This window comes from Bacteroides sp. CAG:189 (genome assembly GCF_000432295.1).
In the GTDB taxonomy this organism is placed as follows: Bacteria; Bacteroidota; Bacteroidia; order Bacteroidales; family Bacteroidaceae; genus Bacteroides; species Bacteroides salyersiae.
In genome coordinates, this window is the sequence record NZ_HF991112.1 from 980 (window position 1) to 21223 (window position 20244).

The 20244-nt window shown below is 41.8% G+C and carries 15 protein-coding genes and 1 pseudogene (1 of these 16 running past the window's edge); 9 read left to right on the plus strand and 7 right to left on the minus strand.

The features are described 5' to 3' along the window. Positions 1-1357 (plus strand): annotated as a pseudogene (locus QVP90_RS15620) (RelA/SpoT family protein); it begins 916 nt to the left of the window's first position. A 120-nt stretch (positions 1358-1477) separates the two neighbouring features. Beyond that, positions 1478-1837: a diacylglycerol kinase family protein gene (locus tag QVP90_RS15625; protein ID WP_005932620.1), complete on the plus strand. Its 360-nt coding sequence runs from the start codon at positions 1478-1480 to the stop codon at positions 1835-1837. Between the two features lie 90 nt (positions 1838-1927). Here QVP90_RS15625 and QVP90_RS15630 read toward each other — a convergent pair whose 3' ends face one another. The 3 genes from QVP90_RS15630 to QVP90_RS15640 form a co-directional block, all read right to left on the minus strand. Further along, a complete protein-coding gene (locus tag QVP90_RS15630; protein ID WP_007480665.1) occupies positions 1928-3115 on the minus strand; it encodes an MFS transporter in 1188 nt (395 codons plus the stop codon). A gap of 6 nt (positions 3116-3121) precedes the next feature. Continuing rightward, entirely contained in the window at positions 3122-3943 is an 822-nt protein-coding gene (gene panB / locus QVP90_RS15635; protein ID WP_005932625.1) for a 3-methyl-2-oxobutanoate hydroxymethyltransferase, read from the minus strand. Between the two features lie 112 nt (positions 3944-4055). Continuing rightward, positions 4056-4700, minus strand: a complete 645-nt coding sequence (locus tag QVP90_RS15640) for an HAD family hydrolase (protein WP_021936951.1) — start codon at positions 4698-4700, stop codon at positions 4056-4058. 127 nt (positions 4701-4827) lie between these two features. On the opposite strand from QVP90_RS15640, the gene QVP90_RS15645 reads away from it, so the two are divergent. The 7 genes from QVP90_RS15645 (at position 4828) to QVP90_RS15675 (ending at position 13187) form a co-directional block, all read left to right on the plus strand. Then, a complete protein-coding gene (locus QVP90_RS15645) occupies positions 4828-6180 on the plus strand; it encodes an MATE family efflux transporter (RefSeq protein WP_007480661.1) in 1353 nt (450 codons plus the stop codon). A 153-nt stretch (positions 6181-6333) separates the two neighbouring features. Then, positions 6334-7764, plus strand: a complete 1431-nt coding sequence (locus QVP90_RS15650) for a TolC family protein (RefSeq protein WP_021936952.1) — start codon at positions 6334-6336, stop codon at positions 7762-7764. A gap of 77 nt (positions 7765-7841) precedes the next feature. Continuing rightward, entirely contained in the window at positions 7842-9062 is a 1221-nt protein-coding gene (locus tag QVP90_RS15655; RefSeq protein WP_021936953.1) for an efflux RND transporter periplasmic adaptor subunit, read from the plus strand. Positions 9063-9147: 85 nt separating this feature from the next. Continuing rightward, positions 9148-9894: an ABC transporter ATP-binding protein gene (locus QVP90_RS15660; RefSeq protein WP_005932635.1), complete on the plus strand. Its 747-nt coding sequence runs from the start codon at positions 9148-9150 to the stop codon at positions 9892-9894. A gap of 239 nt (positions 9895-10133) precedes the next feature. Beyond that, positions 10134-11354, plus strand: coding sequence for an ABC transporter permease (locus QVP90_RS15665; protein WP_007480655.1), 1221 nt, complete (start codon positions 10134-10136; stop codon positions 11352-11354). Between the two features lie 28 nt (positions 11355-11382). Next, positions 11383-12453 (plus strand): sensor histidine kinase, encoded by a 1071-nt coding sequence (locus tag QVP90_RS15670; RefSeq protein WP_007480653.1) that lies wholly within the window; start codon positions 11383-11385, stop codon positions 12451-12453. 35 nt (positions 12454-12488) lie between these two features. Further along, positions 12489-13187, plus strand: coding sequence for a LytR/AlgR family response regulator transcription factor (locus QVP90_RS15675; protein WP_021936954.1), 699 nt, complete (start codon positions 12489-12491; stop codon positions 13185-13187). A gap of 352 nt (positions 13188-13539) precedes the next feature. On the opposite strand, the gene QVP90_RS15680 is transcribed toward QVP90_RS15675, so the two are convergent. From QVP90_RS15680 to QVP90_RS15695, 4 genes are all read right to left on the minus strand, one after another. Further along, positions 13540-14829: a DUF4302 domain-containing protein gene (locus QVP90_RS15680; RefSeq protein WP_007480651.1), complete on the minus strand. Its 1290-nt coding sequence runs from the start codon at positions 14827-14829 to the stop codon at positions 13540-13542. A gap of 14 nt (positions 14830-14843) precedes the next feature. Next, positions 14844-15767 carry a zinc-binding metallopeptidase gene (locus QVP90_RS15685; RefSeq protein WP_007480649.1) on the minus strand — a complete coding sequence of 308 codons (924 nt, stop codon included), beginning with the start codon at positions 15765-15767 and terminating at the stop codon, positions 14844-14846. 36 nt (positions 15768-15803) lie between these two features. Next, a complete protein-coding gene (locus QVP90_RS15690; RefSeq protein WP_007480648.1) occupies positions 15804-17324 on the minus strand; it encodes a RagB/SusD family nutrient uptake outer membrane protein in 1521 nt (506 codons plus the stop codon). A 20-nt stretch (positions 17325-17344) separates the two neighbouring features. Further along, positions 17345-20244: SusC/RagA family TonB-linked outer membrane protein (locus QVP90_RS15695; RefSeq protein ID WP_288204795.1), on the minus strand; the 2900-nt coding region annotated here is incomplete at its 5' end.

Sequence of the window (20244 nt, forward strand, 5' to 3'; positions counted from 1 at the left end):
GGATAAAAAAAAGCAGGAATGCTGGCAGGTATACTCCATTGTGACAGACATGTACCAGCCCAACCCGAAACGCCTGCGCGACTGGCTTTCCATCCCGAAAAGCAACGGTTACGAATCACTCCATATCACAGTAATGGGGCCGGAAGGGAAATGGGTGGAAGTACAGATCCGTACCCGCCGAATGGACGAAATAGCCGAACGGGGACTGGCTGCCCATTGGCGCTATAAAGGAATAAAAGGAGAAACCGGACTCGATGAATGGCTGACTTCCGTACGCGAAGCACTTGAAAACCCGGACAATGATTCACTGAAAGTGATGGATCAGTTCAAAATGGACTTATACGAAGATGAAGTATTCGTATTTACCCCCAAAGGAGACCTTTTCAAACTGGCCAAAGGAGCGACCGTACTCGATTTTGCCTTTCACATTCACAGTAAGCTGGGATGTAAATGTATCGGTGCAAAAGTAAACGGAAAAAATGTACAGCTCAAACAAAAGCTGAACAGCGGTGACCAAGTGGAGATTATGACATCGAACACCCAGACGCCCAAACAAGACTGGTTGAACATTGTAACAACTTCCAAAGCACGCACCAAAATACGCCAAGCCCTGAAAGAGATGGTGGCGCGCCAGCACGATTTTGCCAAAGAGACACTGGAACGCAAATTCAAAAACAGGAAAATGGAGTATGATGAGGGTACGATGATGCGCCTCATCAAACGATTGGGTTATAAAGTAGTAACCGAATTCTACCAGGCCATTGCCGACGGTACGCTGGATGTAAACGACTTACTGGATAAGTATACCGAATTGCAAAAACGTGAAAGTGATACGCACGATGAAATCACCTATCGCAGCGCTGAAGGGTATAACCTGCAAAATCAGATAGAAGAAGGTAATACGAAAGAGGACGTACTTGTTATCGACCAGAATCTGAAAGGATTGGAATTTAAACTGGCCAAATGTTGTAATCCCATCTATGGAGATGATGTTTTCGGTTTCGTTACCGTTTCTGGAGGTATTAAAATCCACCGTGCAGACTGCCCGAATGCCGATCAAATGAGAGAACGTTTCGGATACCGTATCGTAAAAGCGCGTTGGGCAGGAAAGTCGCAAGGCACGCAATACCCGATCACGCTCCGTGTAGTAGGACACGATGATATCGGAATCGTAACCAATATAACTTCGATTATCTCAAAAGAAAACGACATCACTTTGCGCTCAATCGGTATCGATTCGCACGACGGTTTGTTCTCGGGCACAATGACCATCATGGTGGGTGATACCGGACGTCTGGAAGCTTTGATAAAAAAATTACGGACGGTAAAAGGAGTAAAACAGGTAAGTAGAAATTAAATAATGTATCAATGTGCCAATATGCCAATGTGCCAATGTGCCAATTGGCTGCGCTATAAAAAAAACATACCGCATGGTAATTGGCACATTGGCATATTGGCACATTAAAAAATTATTTTCATGGAACCATTTAGTATAAAAAAGCGTTTGAAAAGTTTCACGTATGCCGGGAAAGGGATTAAGAGTTTTGTCTGCCGGGAACATAACGTATGGATTCATTTGAGCATTGCCTTACTGACAATTATGGCTGGTTTCTTTTTTGAGATACACCGGATTGAATGGATAGCCATCATTATCTGTATCGGTGTTGTCATTGCAGCAGAAGCCTTCAATACGGCTATTGAAAGACTGGTCAATCTTACATCACCGGAATGGAATCCGATAGCAGGCGAAGTAAAAGACATTGCAGCAGGTGCAGTACTGATATGTGCCGTTGCTGCGGCAATTGTAGGATTGGTTATCTTTATACCTTATATATAGCCTCTCCCCAGGAGAGGAAGTAACAGATGCCATTGTCATAAAGTTTAAAGATACAAAGTCCGTGGTTTGCAAATCAGTAACGAAACTAACTTAGCCCCCTCTCCCACGGAGAGGGTTGGGGAGAGGCCTCACCCTCTTTCTTTTAAAATAAGGATAAGCCAATAGCACAAAAAATAAAAGTGCTATAGGAGACACAATACGTCCCAAGTGATAAATGGACTCCACTGACGATTCTACACTCATATAACAGGCAACAGCAACTCCCAAAGACATTCCGGTTTCCCATGCCAAAAGATAAGTCGTATTAGCCGTACCGCGCTGACAGTGATGTGATAACTTCACAAATATCAATAGAAACTCCGGAGTAACCAAGCCCAAGCCTAAACCTAATAACATAGCAACAACAGAGGTGGGCAACTCTTCCAAAAGAGTGAAAGAAACCATCATCAAGCTGATTCCCAATATGATTATTCTCAATGATTTTTCCTCCCGGTAGACCAATTTAGCCAATAATACGGAAAAAAGAAACCCCACTCCCACAATTGCAAAAAACGGAATTGTTATCTTACCTATCGAGACATCACTCAATGAGTGATGAAACACCGGCAACAACAATCCCGGAATAAAAGCAATCAAAGCAAAATTAAGAGCGGGCAACCATCCACGAGGCAAAAGGAAACGATCGGACGAACATAGTCTTGTTACGATCGGCGCCCTAAAAGGCACGTATACCCGAGATACAAAGAAAACTCCCACTAACCCGCATATAACCGAAACATACAACAGGATATGAAAATCATACCATTGATAAATCACCACTCCTAATGCAATACCGACCAGCATCCCTATCCGTGCAGCCCACGCAAAAGCGACATTGCCCGAACTGCGCAAATGGGTACCGGTAATATCGATAGCCAATGTAATGCCCGCCGTAGTAGCCATACCGAATGCAATTCCCTGCACCAAACAAAGCAACAACAACTGAGTGATATCGTTTACAAAACCATATCCCGCTGTTGCTGCAATCATGGCGGCAAACGAAAAGGCACAAACATATTTACGTTTATAGGCATCTACCAGATAGGCATGAAAAGGCCCGATAGCAAACATTCCCAATGTAAGCAAAAGAAACATTGCTCCGGTTTGAGACACCGGAGCACCTAAACGATCTGCCATCTCTGCCGGAACAACCGGGAAAAGCATATATAAGGATATGAACAATAAAAAATTGGCAATACATATCCGTATAAAATGGATTGTCCACAATCGGTTTCCCATACAGATTTAGTATTGTTCCTTCTCGTTCGGGAAGTCGCAATTCTTCACATCCGAAACGTAACGGCTGATAGCATCTGTCATTACGGTGAACAAGTCGGCATAGCGACGCAAGAAACGGGGGCGGAAACCATTGTTCATACCCAACATGTCTTGAATAACCAATACCTGGCCATCTACATCACCACCGGCACCGATGCCGATAACAGGAATTGTCAATTCACTTGCTACACGCTTGGCCAATGCAGCCGGTATTTTTTCAAGAACCAATGCAAAACAACCGGCTTCCTCAAGCAGATGCGCATCACGAATCAATTTCTCCGCCTCTGCTTCATCTTTGGCACGAACCGTATAAGTGCCATATTTATTAATGGATTGCGGCATCAATCCGAGGTGTCCCATAATAGGAATACCGGCACAAAGAATGCGCTTAACCGTTTCGATAATCTCTTCACCACCTTCCAACTTCAATGCGTCGGCATGGCTCTCTTTCATTATACGGATGGCGGAAGCAAGTCCTTCTTTAGAATTTCCCTGATAAGAACCGAACGGCATATCAACCACTACCATAGCACGCTTTACAGCACGTACAACCGACTTTCCATGATAAATCATCTGATCGAGTGTAATAGGAAGCGTAGTTACATTACCCGCCATCACATTGGAAGCAGAGTCACCGACAAGAATCACATCCATCCCGGCACCATCTACAATCTGTGCCATAGTGTAATCGTAGGCAGTCAACATAGATATCTTCTCGCCTCTTTCTTTCATTTCTATCAGGCGGTGTGTAGTCACTTTTCTTGTATCATCTGATATATATCCAGCCATGTTTCTATATATTTATGGATTAATAAATTGGCCGCAAAGGTATAACTTTTAATTCATAACGAACAAAAAAAAGGAAAGAATTCATAACCGGACAAGTCAAACAAACTGACTACTAAATGGTCAACAGCTTGTCATAAGTCATTCCGGTAAAGTCGTCGATGATGTAATCGGCTTTGCCGGCAATGGCTTCACGAGAATTAGTAGTGGCCAAGCCGATCACCTTGGCACCGGAAGAACGTCCGGCCTGCAAACCGTGGAAGGAATCTTCAAAAACAAAACTATTTTCCGGAACCGTTCCAAAAATCTCCATTCCAAGCAGGAAACAATCGGGAGCCGGTTTAGAACGCTTAAACATGCCTCCGGTAAGAATACGGTCGAATTGTTCTTTAAATTCGGGATGGGTCCGATAGACGTTTTCCATTTTTTCATCATTGGAACTGGTAACAAGTGCTATCTTGACATTATGGCGACGCAGCTCTACAAGGAAATCCTGTACACCCGGAAGATATTCGTATGCCATATCTTTTTCAAACAGATTGAGATCAGAAGTGATCTGCTCCCGTACACTGACAAGTTCTCCTGCAAAATGCTTATCATAAATCTGTGTCAGAGTCTGTCCTTTAATACCCGGGCCGAAATTCTTCACATGCAGATATTTCTCTCCCTGCTCATTCCAAAAGATGGTATATTGCAGTTCTGTGTCCATGATAACGCCGTCAAAATCAAATAATGCGGCAATTGTTTTCGTAGTGTCCATATAAACTTTCTTTTACCTTTAAACGTTAAACGTTGTATTAACTCGGATGCAAAGTTCAGAATAATCGACGGATAAGACAAATAATTCGTACCTTTGCACCACTTAAAAAACTGTAACGAACCGACATATGGCACAGCAAACCGATCCACGTATCTTAGGAACCGAAAAGATTGGGAAACTCCTATTGCAATATTCCATTCCCGCTATTATCGGAATGACCATTACCTCTCTTTATAATATAATAGACAGCATCTTCATCGGACATGGTGTAGGTGCCATGGCTATTTCCGGACTGGCTATCACTTTCCCGTTAATGAACCTTGTAGTGGCTTTCTGTGTACTTATATCCGCCGGTGGTGCCACTATTTCATCCATCCGACTGGGTCAGAAAGATATAGACGGAGCTACGGAGGTATTAGGAAACACATTGATGTTGTGCCTTATCAACTCGGTAGTATTCGGAGGAATCGCTTTCCTTTTTCTGGATCCGATATTAAACTTCTTCGGCGCCAGTCCGGCAACTCTCCCGTATGCACGCGACTTCATGCAAGTTATTCTGTTGGGAACCCCCGTCACTTATACCATGATAGGCCTGAACAATGTGATGCGTGCCACCGGATATCCTAAAAAGGCAATGCTGACATCCTTGGTCACTGTTTTGGCAAATGTCATTATAGCTCCTATTTTCATCTTCCATTTTCACTGGGGAATCCGTGGTGCCGCTATGGCAACCGTTGTTTCTCAATTTATAGGAATGGTATGGGTAGTGCAACACTTCCGCAGTAAAAACAGCTTCGTACACTTCCATCACGGATTCTGGCGATTGAAGAAGCGCATCGTAGGAAGCATTTTTTCTATTGGCATGTCGCCCTTCGCCATGAATGTCACCGCTTGTGTAATCGTTATCATCATCAATAACGGTTTACAAAAATACGGCGGTGACATGGCAATCGGTGCCTATGGCATCATGAACCGGCTATTAATGCTTTATGTAATGATTGTCATGGGGCTGACAATGGGAATGCAGCCGATTATCGGCTACAACTACGGAGCGCAAAAACAAGATCGCGTAAAACATACGTTACGATTGGGAATTATTGTCGGGGTACTGATCACCAGTAGCGGATTTATCATCTGTGAACTGTTCCCGCATGCGGTTTCGGCCATTTTCACCGATAGTGAAGAACTGATAAATATGGCGGCAACAGGTTTGCGTATTTGTATTCTGATGTTCCCTCTGGTAGGTGCTCAGATTGTGATTTCCAACTTTTTCCAAAGTATCGGAAAAGCTAAAATCAGTATCTTCCTCTCGCTCTCGCGACAGTTGGTATATCTCTTACCGGGACTTTTGATATTCCCCGGTTGGTATGGCCTGAACGGTATCTGGATAAGCATGCCCGTAGCAGACGGACTGGCATTCATTACCGCAATCATCATCCTGACGGTCTATACCAGAAAAATGAAAAATACGGTTTCATAACCGTTATCTTTTCCGGTAAGGTCTCGCGCTCTCTTATCGACATAAAAACCTCATTCAGCGTCGAAATTTTCCCCAACGTCTATCATTTTTGCAGCAGTTATTATAGGTACGTACCTTCGCATACGTCAAAAAGAATAATAAACTGTAAGAAATATGATAAATGTAAGAAGATTGACAGTGATAACACTCTGCGTAACCGGCAGTAGCATAAGCGGTAATATTCTCCGGGCACAAGACAATCCGGCTATGGATATTTCTGTAACTCCTGCCACAGAACAAACAGTAGAGAACGGCTCTCAGCAGCTCCCTGACGAATGGACGCTACAGAACTGCATCGATTATGCCTTGGAACAAAACATTACCTTGCGCAAAAGCCGTATCACGGCAGAAAGTACCGCAGTCGATGTGAAAACAGCTAAAGCGGCACTCTTTCCTAACCTCTCATTCTCAACGAGCCAAAACATGGTGAACCGTCCGTATCAGGAATCGAGCAGTACTGTAAGCGGATCGGAAATTATCCGTAACAACAGTAAAACCAGTTACAACGGAACGTATGGACTAAATGCCCAATGGACTGTTTACAACGGCAGCAAGCGTCTCAAGACCATCGAACAGGAAAAGTTAAACAATCGTGCAGCTGAACTGGACGTAGCAACCTCGGAGAATGATATTGAAGAGACAATCACCCAAACCTACGTACAGATACTTTATGCTGCTGAATCGGTTAAGGTGAACGAATCTACCCTTGCTCTGAGCCAGGCGCAATACGAACGCGGCAAAGAACTCTTTGCTGCCGGAAGCATCTCCAAAGCAGATCTGGCACAACTGGAAGCACAGGTCAGTACCGACCGCTATCAGCTTGTTACTGCACAGTCCAGTCTGCAAGATTACAAACTACAGCTTAAACAACTCCTTGAGTTGGACGGTGAGGAAGAAATGAACCTCTATCTGCCTACATTAGAGGACAGTAATGTACTATCTCCGCTACCCACCAAAACAGATGTATACCAAGCTGCTCTTGCCCTGCGTCCGGAAATAGAATCAAGCAGACTCAATGTACAAGCGTCGGAGCTCAACATCGATATAGCCCGTGCAGGATATATGCCCAGTATCAGTCTGAGTGCAGGTATCGGCACAACCAATACAAGCGGTTCGGACTATACTTTCGCCCAGCAAGTGAAAAACGGATGGAACAACTCTATCGGAGTATCCGTGAGCGTCCCCATCTTTAATAACCGCCAAACGAAAAGTGCCGTACAAAAAGCCAAACTTCAACGTGAAACCAGCATGCTCAACTTGTTGGATGAACAAAAAAATCTGTATAAGGCAATCGAGGGTCTCTGGCTGGATGCCAACACCGCCCAACAGCGTTATGTAGCTGCCCAAGAGAAACTGCGCAGTACACAAACCAGTTATGAACTGGTAAGCGAGCAGTTTAACATGGGCATGAAAAATACGGTAGAATTACTGACCGAAAAAAACAATCTCCTCAGCGCACAGCAAGAAACACTTCAAGCCAAATACATGGCGATATTGAATGCACAACTGTTGAAGTTCTATCAAGGAGAAGAAATTCAGTTATAAAGCAACAATAATGCAAAGTTTAATCAGGCATTATCGGTAGAGAAAAAACAGTAAATAATAAATATAATATAAACCATATGAACAAGAAGAAAATTATCCTCATCGCTATCGTTATAATAGTGGTGGCAGGTGGTGCAATATGGATATTCAGTGGTTCGAAAGCCAAACACAAGATTTCGTATACCACTGTTACCGTAAGCAAAAGCGACATCTCCAATTCCGTAACTGCTACGGGAACTATCGAACCGGTAACAGAAGTAGAAGTCGGTACACAAGTCTCAGGTATCATAGACAAGCTATATGCCGACTATAACTCAGTAGTAAGCAAAGGGCAACTCATTGCGGAAATGGATAAAGTCACCCTTCAAAGCGAACTGGCATCCGCACAAGCTACTTACGACGGAAACAAAGCAGAATACGAGTATCAGAAAAAGAATTATGAACGCAGCAAGGGGTTGCATGAGAAACAACTTATCAGCGATACTGACTATGAACAGGCACTTTATGTATCTGAAAAGGCCAAAAGTCAGTTTGATAGCAGTAAAGCAGCTCTGGCAAAGGCCGAACGTAATCTGTCATATGCCACCATCACCTCCCCTATCGACGGTGTAGTCATCGACCGGGCGGTAGAAGAAGGACAAACGGTAGCTGCCGGCTTCGAGACACCGACCCTCTTTACTATCGCCGCCGATTTAACCCAAATGCAGGTAGTAGCCGATGTAGACGAAGCTGACATAGGCGGTGTAGAAGAAGGACAGCGCGTAAGTTTTACGGTAGATGCTTACCCCAATGATGTATTCGAGGGGCGTGTAACACAAATCCGTTTGGGCAGCAGTAGCAGTACAACCAGCAGTACAACCAGTACGACCACAAGCGTGATCACTTATGAAGTAGTCATCTCTGCACAGAACCCCGATCTGAAACTTAAACCCCGCCTGACTGCCAACATTACTATTTATACTCTCGACAAACAAGGAGTGCTCAGTGTGCCTTCCAGAGCATTACGTTTTACGCCGGAAGTTCCTTTAATCAGCCCGCAAGATATTGTAAAAGATTGTGAAGGCGAACATAAACTATGGACAAAAGAAGGAAATACGTTCACGGCCCATCCGGTACAAATAGGTATCAGTAATGGTATCAAAACAGAAATCACCAGTGGCATAAGTGAAGGCACTCAAGTTATAAACGAAGCCAATCTCGGTACAGATAACGAGTCACAACCGATGGTAGAGAATAATGGAGAGAACAAGGAGCAAAGTCCTTTCATGCCGGGACGTCCGGGAGGAAAAAAGAAATAATGTGCTAATATGCCGGTTGATTACCCAATTTCATTCACACATGTAATGACAACCGGCATATCGACATATTAAACAATGACCAATTATGGAAAAAAAAGTAATCGAATTACATAACATCAAACGAAACTTCCAAGTAGGAGAAGAAACCGTCCATGCTTTACGCGGCATCTCTTTTACCATCAACGAAGGAGAGTTTGTGACCATTATGGGTACATCGGGATCGGGAAAATCGACCCTGCTCAATACATTGGGTTGTCTCGACACTCCGAGTAGCGGTGAATACCTGCTCGATGGCATTTCCGTACGCACGATGAGCAAACCTCAACGTGCCATCTTGAGAAACCGTAAAATCGGATTTGTCTTTCAAAGCTATAATCTGCTGCCGAAAACGACTGCCGTAGAAAATGTAGAACTTCCTTTGATGTATAATGCAAGCGTCAGCGCTTCAGAACGTCGGCGCCGTGCCATCGAAGCATTACAAGCCGTAGGATTAGGGGATCGTTTGGAACATAAGTCCAACCAGATGTCCGGCGGACAGATGCAACGTGTAGCCATTGCCCGCGCTTTGGTCAATAATCCTGCTGTAATATTAGCGGACGAAGCTACGGGTAACCTTGATACACGCACCTCATTCGAAATCCTTGTACTCTTTCAGAAATTACATGCAGAGGGGCGCACGATCATCTTTGTAACCCACAATCCGGAAATAGCTCAATACAGCAGTCGGAATATCGTCCTTCGTGACGGACAAATCAAAGAAGATACTGCCAATCAGAACATCCAATCGGCCGCAGAAGCATTGGCAGCTTTGCCACTGCCGGAGGAGGAATAAGAAGATGATCGATCCGAAGATGTACGATTAGACGATTTACTGTTTACGATTGGAAATACTTTTATTCATGGCTTGTTGATGAAAAGTATACCATTTCTCCAATTAGCCATTTTCTAAAGTAACCTCAATCGTAAATCGTAAATTGTCTAATCGTAAATCTCCCCGGCATTTAGATCGTCTAACCGTAAATCTCCCGGTCTTTAGATCGTTTAATCGTTAATTGCCTAATTATAAACAAAATGAATGGAACCAATTTATTCAAAATAGCCCTCCGGGCATTAGCCAACAATAAACTAAGGGCTTTCCTGACAATGCTTGGAATAATCATTGGCGTTGCCTCGGTTATCACCATGCTGGCCATCGGACAAGGTTCGAAACGAAGTATCCAGACGCAAATTGCTGAAATGGGATCGAATATGATTATGATACATCCTGGTGGCGACATGCGTGGAGGGGTACGTCGGGATGCTTCAGAAATGCAAACGTTGAAGTTGGAAAATTACGAAAAGTTACGCGATGAGTCCAACTATCTGGCCGGCATAAGCCCTAATGTCTCTTCTTCAGGGCAACTTGTCTATGGTAACAACAACTACCCGTCATCTGTCAATGGAGTAGGACTGGATTATCTAAGTATCCGGCAACTGACAATTGAAAACGGAGAGATGTTTACGGAAGCAGACATACAAAGTTCCGCAAAAGTATGCATAATCGGGAAAACCATTGTAGATAACCTATTCCCCGACGGAAGTGATCCCGTAGGACGTGTCATCCGTTTTGGAAAAATCCCTTTCCGTGTTGTCGGAGTTTTAAAATCCAAAGGATACAATTCTATGGGTATGGATCAGGATGACATCGTACTGGCACCTTACACAACGGTCATGAAGCGTCTACTTGCCGTAACCTATTTGCAAGGTATCTATGCATCCGCCCTTTCGGAAGACATGACCGACTATGCAACGGAAGAGATAACCAGAATTTTGCGTCGTGAACATAAACTGAAGGATTCGGATGAAGACGATTTCACCATCCGTAGCCAGCAAGAGCTCAGTACCATGCTGAATTCTACCACCGATTTAATGACAACCCTATTAGCCTGCATTGCCGGCATTTCTCTGGTAGTAGGCGGTATCGGCATTATGAATATCATGTATGTATCTGTTACAGAACGCACACGGGAGATCGGTCTTCGCATGTCAGTCGGTGCACGTGGAATCGATATCCTCAGCCAATTCCTTATAGAAGCCATTCTGATCAGTATCACAGGAGGTATCATCGGAGTCATTATCGGCTGCGGTGCCAGTTGGATTGTAAAAAGTGTAGCCCACTGGCCTATCTTTATACAGCCTTGGAGTGTTTTCCTATCGTTTGCCGTATGTACCATTACAGGTGTATTTTTCGGATGGTATCCGGCTAAGAAAGCTGCCGACCTCGATCCGATAGAAGCGATCCGATACGAATAACAGGTGATTTTTATTATCTTTGCACATTATGAAACAATATACCAACAACCACATTCGGTTTGCCGAAGTCCTGACCCATGTCATCGGTTGGGGGATTGTATTCGGATTTCCGTTTTTTATCATCAATCGCGGAGGAGAAGCAATTGACTGGATGGGATACTTGCGCCATAGCGGAGTCTCCCTCTCCTTTTTTATAGTATTCTATCTCAATTACTTCTTGCTTATACCCCGATATTTATTCAGTGGACGCATCCGAGAATATATGTTGCTCAACCTCGCGTTGATCATACTTATGAGTGGCGGTCTTCATCTATGGCAAAGCGTCCTTTTTGGCAATACTCCACCGAAAGCTCCCCGTAAAGATCTGCCTCCTGGTTGGATTTTCTTTGTTCGGGATATGTTCTCAATGGTACTTACCATCGGACTGTCCGCAGCAATCAAAATGAGTATTCGCTGGGGACAAGTAGAAGATGCCCGTCGTGAAGCCGAAAAGAGCCGTACTGAAGCTGAATTGAAGAACTTAAGAAATCAATTGAATCCACATTTTCTACTCAACACCCTGAATAATATTTATGCACTTATTGCTTTCAATACAGACAAAGCGCAATTAGCCGTACAAGAACTGAGTAAACTTCTCCGTCACGTATTATATGATAACCAACAGACCTACGTCTCATTAGGAAAAGAAATGGACTTTATACGCAATTATATAGAATTAATGCGCATTCGTCTTTCTTCTAATGTGACCGTAGAAACACATATCGATATCGCTCCGGATAACCGGACAGAAATAGCCCCCCTAATTTTTATTTCACTTATAGAAAATGCATTCAAACATGGCATCTCTCCCACAGAGCCCAGTTTTATACGCATTTCTTTTTCTGAAGGCAACGGCGAAGTGAAATGTGAAATTACCAATAGCTATCATCCCAAAGCCGAAACAGATAAAAGTGGTTCGGGCATCGGATTGGAGCAAGTAAGTAAAAGACTGGAATTAATCTATCCGGGGCGTTATCAATGGCAACGCGGAACAAGTAAAGATAAAAAAGAGTATTCATCGAAATTAGTGATTAAAGTAGTGATGAGTGAATATCACTAATCCACTCATCACTAATCTCTCTAACCACTAAAATTATGACTCTAAATTGTGCTATCGTAGACGACGAGCCTCTGGCTCTTGATTTATTGGAGAGTTATGTCAATAAAACTCCATTTCTCGCGCTGGCTGGTAAATATTCCAGTGCAGTACAAGCGATGAAAGAATTACCGGGCAATTCTGTCGATCTTCTTTTTCTCGATATCCAAATGCCCGAACTGAACGGTCTGGAATTCTCTAAAATGGTAGACAGCCATACCCGCATCATATTTACCACTGCTTTCAATCAATATGCTATTGACAGTTATCGTGTAAATGCCCTTGACTATCTGTTAAAACCAATCTCTTATGTAGATTTCCTACAAGCTGCCAATAAAGCATTACAATGGTTCGAGCTTGTACAGAAGCCTGAAGAGATTGAAAGTATTTTCGTAAAAAGCGATTATAAACTCATCCAGGTGGAACTGAAAAAGATTCTCTATATTGAAGGATTAAAAGATTACATTAAAATATATACAGAAGACCAACCGAAGCCCATCCTTTCATTAATGAGTATGAAAGCAATGGAAGAATTACTCCCTCCCAACCGTTTCATGAGGGTACACCGTTCGTTCATCGTACAAAAAGACAAAATACGCATTATAGATCGTGGTCGAATTGTTTTTGACAAGACCTATATTCCTGTCAGTGACAGTTACAAACAGCCTTTTCAAGCCTTTCTTGATGAAAGAAGTTGAAAAAAGAGTCGTTTATCGGTAAAAAACGCCGATTTGTCTATTCCTGTTTGTTTAATAAATAATAAATACATATCTTTGTACCGAACAGAAAAGGAGTTGTGAAACTCTGAGAATAGAATAGTTTAGTTAAGTCTAGTTTAGTTTTTGTGTTAAATGGCTTCCTCGTCGGCGGACGAACAAGGAAGCCATTTTTATATAATATTTTAATACTATTTCATATATACAAAAACTGTACCAAAACAAAACACAAGTTCTATGACTTTGTTGGTACAGTTTGAATTCCAATAACCGCACACTGTTTATTCTCAAAAAAGAAATTATCTCATTTCTTTTGGTATGTGGGTTCTTGTTATTAATGAGCTTCCTGCTTCGTTGAAATAATAAACCAATGATTGGGATTAGACACTTTTGTGAATTTTAGCTCTTGAGGATAAATATTATTATCCGCTTCGATAATGAACTCATTTTCTCCTTCTTTAGAGAGGAAAGTAAGTAACGGTTCATAAGCTTTATAATAATATTGTGCACTCATAGCATAGCCCTTCCACAGGATACGGATATGGTCAGTGGTTCCTTCCACTATTTCATACTGAGTTGTATACACACTACCGATATTATCCCGACAAACAGCCAAAACGGCCTGATAATTCTCTTCGGGTTCAAACGGATTGGCATATAAGCCAAGATAGAAATCATTGAACTCGGTGTTAAAATCACTATTCATTATATAAACCATACTGTTCCATAACTGACGAAAACGAGTACTACTGCGCTTATTTGCAAAATACCAAGTATCCGTTGTCTGGTTAAAAATACGGTTAATCGAAAGAGTCCCTATTTCTATTGTATTTTCATCATCCTTATAGACAAGTTTTTGAGTAGTATCGTCCCAAATAAAATGATCAACAGTAACCCCTCCGATAGTGACAGGCTGGGCACACTGTACTCCCTCAACTGTGAGTACAAACGACATTACATGAGTCTCAACTGCTTCGTCAGTCGTATAAGACAAATTGAAACAACGTGCAAATGAGCTCTTAGCTAACATACTCACAGGCTTTCCATTCAAAGTCATATCCAAATATTTGGTATCTACCAAAGTCGCCATCTTATCGATTTTGGACAAATATTCGCTCCAAGATACATCTGTAGATAACCTATGCAATTCCACTCTCTGATAGGTCTTTTTACCTTTGAGTACAATATGGTCAGAAGTATGCTCCATAACATAGAATTCGTAATCACCTCCGAATCCTATTCCATCCGATTGAGGGTCGGAAAACTGATGAAAAATCCTATTATATGTGTCAAATGACAATAAAATGCCATTTTCATGTTTTAATGTATACATGCCCGATTCTTTCCGGGTATTGTCTCCACTCACCGCTTTCTCTGCAGAAAACGTGGCCATGCCGTCCTCGTCAAACGACACAAGCAACTGATATCCTCCATACTGTGAAGCATTGGGAAAATACTCCATTATCCACCCGTTTTCCGCTTCCTGAAGATCCTCACGGCATGCTTTTTCTTCTTCCGTAAGGCGTTCATTTGAATTTCCATCATAAATATCTTTTTCTTCACCTGTACATGAGCCTAAGAAGAAAAGAGTTATGCTAATCAAAATAAATAGTATCTTTTTCATATCGGGTACAATTATCAAAGTGAATCAAGTTCCGTTGAACGTCTTGCAATAGCCTCTCTCAATTTATCTATATCAATATTCCAAGCTGTTTTTAACCATTCACGAGCTATTTTCAGCTTAGAAAGAATGACCGTTTTCCCATTTCCGGTACCGGTATCCTGTTTATCCGGTAATTCGTCTTTGGCTTCTTGATCTGTAAAAGTAGCCTGACGAAGTATTTCGTTCCAATCGGCATCCGTACGAGTCAGATAGTTGGCAATCACCTCCACAAAATCCTCACGTGCCTCACTACTGGCATAATTACCTACAAATCCCATACGCTGGGCTTGCTCATTAGTACGATTCATCCATCCCGTAGGAGAATAATTACTTACAGAAATCTCATTAAATTCAGTAGGATAATTCTTAGTCTGATGCAAAATATGAGCAAATTCATGATGCATCGTACGGAAATAATATAAGTTCAAAAGCTCTATATTGGTTTTATCCAGTGAATTGATTTTGTACAAGGTAACCTTGAGCCCTTTATCGGCAGTACCCAATACCTCTGTCTTTGAATCCGGATTGACAGCCGAAGAACCGATCAAATTAATAATACGCGGTCCGTATTGTTTCATAAAAACTTCACCGCATACTTCATCATAAGCTCCCAGCCAAAGATGCTTAATTAATTTAGCCATCTCTTTCGCTTTATCCAATTCAGCCGGCACCAGATTATAACTCATATCAGTCTCGATATCCTCGAGTTGATATTTTAAATCAATATTATATGGTTGCACATAATTCGCCAATAACCAATTATCGAATTCATTTCGTTCAACAGTCATTTTCCTGAATTTACTGTCTTCCAAATCATCTTCGCCACACGAAGTAAAAAATGGCACAAACACCATGAACAGAAATGAATAAAGGATTGCGTATTTCAAATTTCGTATCATATTCATATATTTCTTTTGTATCATTCAATAAATCTTCTACCTGGGATTGGGAGTAAGCCCTGCACCGATCACATCTGTAGGTATCTGGATGGCCCTTCTCAAATCATCCACTTTCAAAACATCCTCGTTACCACCACTGATATTGTGTGTAACTTCAATACCATAACGTTTGATATCGAACCACCGCAAACCCTCATGAACAGTCTCTATTCGCCGTAGATGCAATATACAATTAACAAAATTAAGCTGCTCCCCATTTTCAATAACAAATTTCGGATGTAAATCTTTTTTTGTCCTTTCTGTAGCCTGACTGCCGTAATACTGATTGATTGCAGAACGTGAAACAGTTGTACCTGAAGCATGTGTATCACACCAAGCTTGTATATCGGCTACAGCACGATCATAATCTTTCTGGTAGATAAATGCTTCGGCACGGCAAAGTAAAAGTTCATCGGTAGTAAAAGCAGTAGTAACAATATGTGCTTGGCCGATACCGGCAACCTTATCAGTATATTCGAAATATTCTATCAGTTTTGGAAATACCAATCCATATTCCTGAGTACCGAATAGCTTATCAAAATATTTCAGTGAACGCTCATTTCCCCAAATACCGGCACTTAACAATGTTTCCAGCATTTTAGCAATAGGATGCCCATAACGCCGATACGACTTATAAACTCCGGTCATACGGGCATAAGCCGATACCGCAGTCTGCAAAAGCAAATTGCTCCCCTCTTCTGCCTTTATATATTGATTCCCAACTTCAAAGTAAGAAGAAAGCGACGGATAGGAAGAATAATCGCGCAACAGACTTACCGGAGAATCACCTAATACTTTATCTGCATATTCTATTACCTTATCGTACTTTCTATAATAGAGATAGAAACGCGCCGCAAAAGCATTGGCCGCCTTACTATTGAAATGATATTTGGACACAGAATAAAGATCATCATCAATAAGCCCTATCCCCTCCTCAATATCCTGTGCAATATTCTCATAAACAGATTTCACAGTACCTCGATCATAATTCTTGCTAACAATCGTTTCCCGTTCTTTTACGTAAGGTATTCCTAAATCAGTATCACTTGTCTGTTCATTATAAGCCTGTGAAAAAACATTGACCAGCATAAAATGACTGTATGCCCGGCATAGTAAAGCTTCTCCACGTTGTGCATTCAACTCGCCTGCATTGTCCGATTTTTCGATGGCTTCCAAAGCCTGATTAGCCACAGCAATAGCCTCATAATATCCTTCCCATAAATGTGTAGGCGAATCTATACTCTTTTGTGTAGAAGATTCCCATCTGTAATACTCCTCCACCACTTGACTCAAAGTTCCATAGTTCACCCCATTGTCTTTTATATTATCCGATGAGGTTTCTCCCAACATACAAATAGAAACGGTAGGGTAAGCCGATACCAATAAATCCGTTATATTATCTTCTGAGTCCAGATTAGCTCTGTTGTCAGGCAATTTATCCAGATAACTGTCACAGGAAGTATTCATCCATAAGAAAGCCAATCCGACAAAAGTATGTATTATATATTTCAGTTTCATATTCAATTCATTTATGTTTTTTATAATCCTAATCTGACTGTAAATGTAAATTGCTTAGGTACGGGGGTAGATACACCACCGGAACGGAAAAACTCCGGATCCTGCCCGTTCAACTTTGAGTCGGCATACAGCAAACAAAGATTAGTTGCCTGTAGTTTAAGTTGTAACTTATTCAACCGAAAGAAGTTAATCACTTTAGCCGGAAGATCATAAGAAAGAGATATCTCTTTCAACCGGATAAAACCACCGTCGGCAATACGTACATCCGAATAATTATAAGCATTATATGCCATATTCAAATAAGCATATTGCTGATTCATTCGTGTACTTACAATAGTCGGTATATTAGTAACATTTTCATCTCCTGCTTTCATCCAGCGGTTCTTAAACTCTTTAGGCATAGCATCCAAGTCAGAATAAGCGTTACTGAAAACGGGATCCAGACGAATTACGTTTCCAAAAGAATAAGTAACGAATACATTCAACTTCAGATTCTTATAAGTCAAAATATTACCAAAACTTCCGGTAATGGTAGGATCGGTAGGACCTTCATATTTCAGAAAATCCAACTTTTCATATTCCTGAAAATTAAAACTTGAAATTGTTTTTTGCCCATCCTGATTAATAAAGGTAGGCAAGCCATCTTCGGTTAACCCTGCGAAAGGTATCGAAAAGAGTCCCCTCACCGGATATCCCTCACGACCAAATCCGTTACCGGAAATCAAGCTCAGTACATTTGCATGTGATTTCAGATCGGTAATCTCATTCTTCGTTTTAGAAAAGATAAAATCGGTATTCCAACTAAAATCTTTGGTCCTCATATTCTTGCTTGAAATCGTCAATTCGATACCGGATGATTTCATCGAAGCAATATTAGCATATTTAGCGATTGTCCCACCGGCTCCCTGGGTATTGATTACTCCGATTAAGTCAAAATTATTGCGCCGGTAGTAATCGGCGGCAAGATTCAAACGATTTTTTAAGAAACCTAAATCGATACCCACATTAAACTCATGTTTCTTTTCATAAGTGAGCTCACTATTTTCAAGTTCGGTAATGCGCATTCCCGATTCTGTAACACTGGCCGAAGGACGCCAAGGTGAGTAACTGTTGAGGATAGCCTGCGAATTAGTCACAAAAGCAGGTCCCCGATCGGCAGTCAAGCTATAAGATGCCTTCAATGTGGCATGCGACAAAACCGGATTTGTGAAATTTGAATAGAATTTTTCTTCGTGTACATTCCATGCACCGGCCACGTTCCAAGTAGGTAACCAACGTGCCGAACGCGACTTTCCTAAACGGTTCGTACCTTCGTAACGCCCAGTTCCCGTCAGAGTATATATACCTTTATAAGAATAAGTTCCCATGAAAAAGAAAGCTACACTGCGAGTGTAAGTTGCCTCATTGGTATAATAATTGGTATTTTCTTCCTTCCCCTGTTTAAATACGTTATAATCATAAAAAGGAGTACCTCCCTTGTCATATTGATATCCCCATCCACGAAACCAACTCCGGGTACGGTCTATAGAACTATTTTCAAAACCTCCGAAAAGGTTGATAATATGTGTATTATCGATACTGGTATTGTAAGTAGCTGTGGCACGTACATCAAGTTCTTTCATACGATAATCCGTACGGGTATAGATACCGCCCTCCGGAAGAATAGTGACAGGCAATGAATTGATCTGATCGGGATCAGTATACAGTAGCGGATTACTGTCACGGATAGTGGCGTCTCCCATAGCGCGATAAGATTCAGCTTGGTTAGAATGATCCTTTATATTATGTTCCTGCCCGGTAGAAGAATATTTGATGGCAGCCAATCCACTCAACTCCAACCCTCTCACAGGTTTCCATTTCAATTCACCTTGGAATTTAAGATCCGCCACATTCAAGTCAATATAATTATTATCCAATTCATGCAGAATATTAAAATCAGCATAGTTACGAGTGTAATACACGTATTTTCCATTTTCATCCGTACACTGCAAAGTTCTTGAAGTATTCAGAGCGTAGCTGTAAGGATTAATATCAAAATCGCGCTTTACCTGTCCGTTCACCACATCCAGTTGTTGACTCAATGTACCGGGAGCTACTTGTTTACGATAAGAACCGCTTCCTAAAATCAGAGCACTCAATTTATCCGACAAATTAAAAGAAGCATTCATATTTGCCGTATACCGATTTACCGAACTTGCCTTTGTCCACCCCGGATCATTATAAAGACTAAGCGAAGCATACATTTTCGCCTTTTCCGAACCGGTAGAAATACTGACAGAGTGTGTCTGAGCTATATTTTTATTGAAAAGGATATCAAACCAGTTCGTATTGCGCATTTCTGCATCTCCCAAATATGCGTATCGTGCCTCAGGAGTATTGGACAACAAATAACCACCAGTATTGGAATCGTAGGTATTTATCATCTGATACATCTTGCCATATATACCGCTGTTGGAAGCACGGGCAGTTTCGGAAAACAGTAGCCATCCCTTGTCCTCCATCTCCTTATATACATCCATCTGTTCCTGGGAGTTCATTATATTGAATTCTGAATAATGCGGAATCATACGATAAGTAAATTCTCCGGTATAATTGATACTGCTTAGTCCGGCCTGTCCTCGTTTAGTTGTGATAACTACCACACCCGCCATCGCTCTGGCACCATAGATCGAAGTTGCCGACCCGTCTTTCAGAATCTGAAAACTCTCTATATCATCGGCACTAAGCCCCGATATAGCTGAACTGATTAATGTAACAGCATCACCCGACGACAAATCATCAGTACTGACATCGACCACATCTTCCATAATTACCCCATCCACAACCCATAATGGCTTAGAGTTACCATAAATAGAGGTTGCTCCACGTACCCGTATTTTAGGAGCAGTACCAAAAGTACCCGAAACATTTTGTACAGATA

What these genes read in the sequence shown, in the direction of transcription:
- QVP90_RS15625 (WP_005932620.1), top strand. Translation starts at nt 1,478, where the DNA reads ATGGAACCATTTAGTATAAAAAAGCGTTTGAAAAGTTTCACGTATGCC.
- QVP90_RS15630 (WP_007480665.1), bottom strand. Translation starts at nt 3,115, where the DNA reads ATGGGAAACCGATTGTGGACAATCCATTTTATACGGATATGTATTGCC.
- panB (WP_005932625.1), bottom strand. Translation starts at nt 3,943, where the DNA reads ATGGCTGGATATATATCAGATGATACAAGAAAAGTGACTACACACCGC.
- QVP90_RS15640 (WP_021936951.1), bottom strand. Translation starts at nt 4,700, where the DNA reads ATGGACACTACGAAAACAATTGCCGCATTATTTGATTTTGACGGCGTT.
- QVP90_RS15645 (WP_007480661.1), top strand. Translation starts at nt 4,828, where the DNA reads ATGGCACAGCAAACCGATCCACGTATCTTAGGAACCGAAAAGATTGGG.
- QVP90_RS15650 (WP_021936952.1), top strand. Translation starts at nt 6,334, where the DNA reads ATGATAAATGTAAGAAGATTGACAGTGATAACACTCTGCGTAACCGGC.
- QVP90_RS15655 (WP_021936953.1), top strand. Translation starts at nt 7,842, where the DNA reads ATGAACAAGAAGAAAATTATCCTCATCGCTATCGTTATAATAGTGGTG.
- QVP90_RS15660 (WP_005932635.1), top strand. Translation starts at nt 9,148, where the DNA reads ATGGAAAAAAAAGTAATCGAATTACATAACATCAAACGAAACTTCCAA.
- QVP90_RS15665 (WP_007480655.1), top strand. Translation starts at nt 10,134, where the DNA reads ATGAATGGAACCAATTTATTCAAAATAGCCCTCCGGGCATTAGCCAAC.
- QVP90_RS15670 (WP_007480653.1), top strand. Translation starts at nt 11,383, where the DNA reads ATGAAACAATATACCAACAACCACATTCGGTTTGCCGAAGTCCTGACC.
- QVP90_RS15675 (WP_021936954.1), top strand. Translation starts at nt 12,489, where the DNA reads ATGACTCTAAATTGTGCTATCGTAGACGACGAGCCTCTGGCTCTTGAT.
- QVP90_RS15680 (WP_007480651.1), bottom strand. Translation starts at nt 14,829, where the DNA reads ATGAAAAAGATACTATTTATTTTGATTAGCATAACTCTTTTCTTCTTA.
- QVP90_RS15685 (WP_007480649.1), bottom strand. Translation starts at nt 15,767, where the DNA reads ATGATACGAAATTTGAAATACGCAATCCTTTATTCATTTCTGTTCATG.
- QVP90_RS15690 (WP_007480648.1), bottom strand. Translation starts at nt 17,324, where the DNA reads ATGAAACTGAAATATATAATACATACTTTTGTCGGATTGGCTTTCTTA.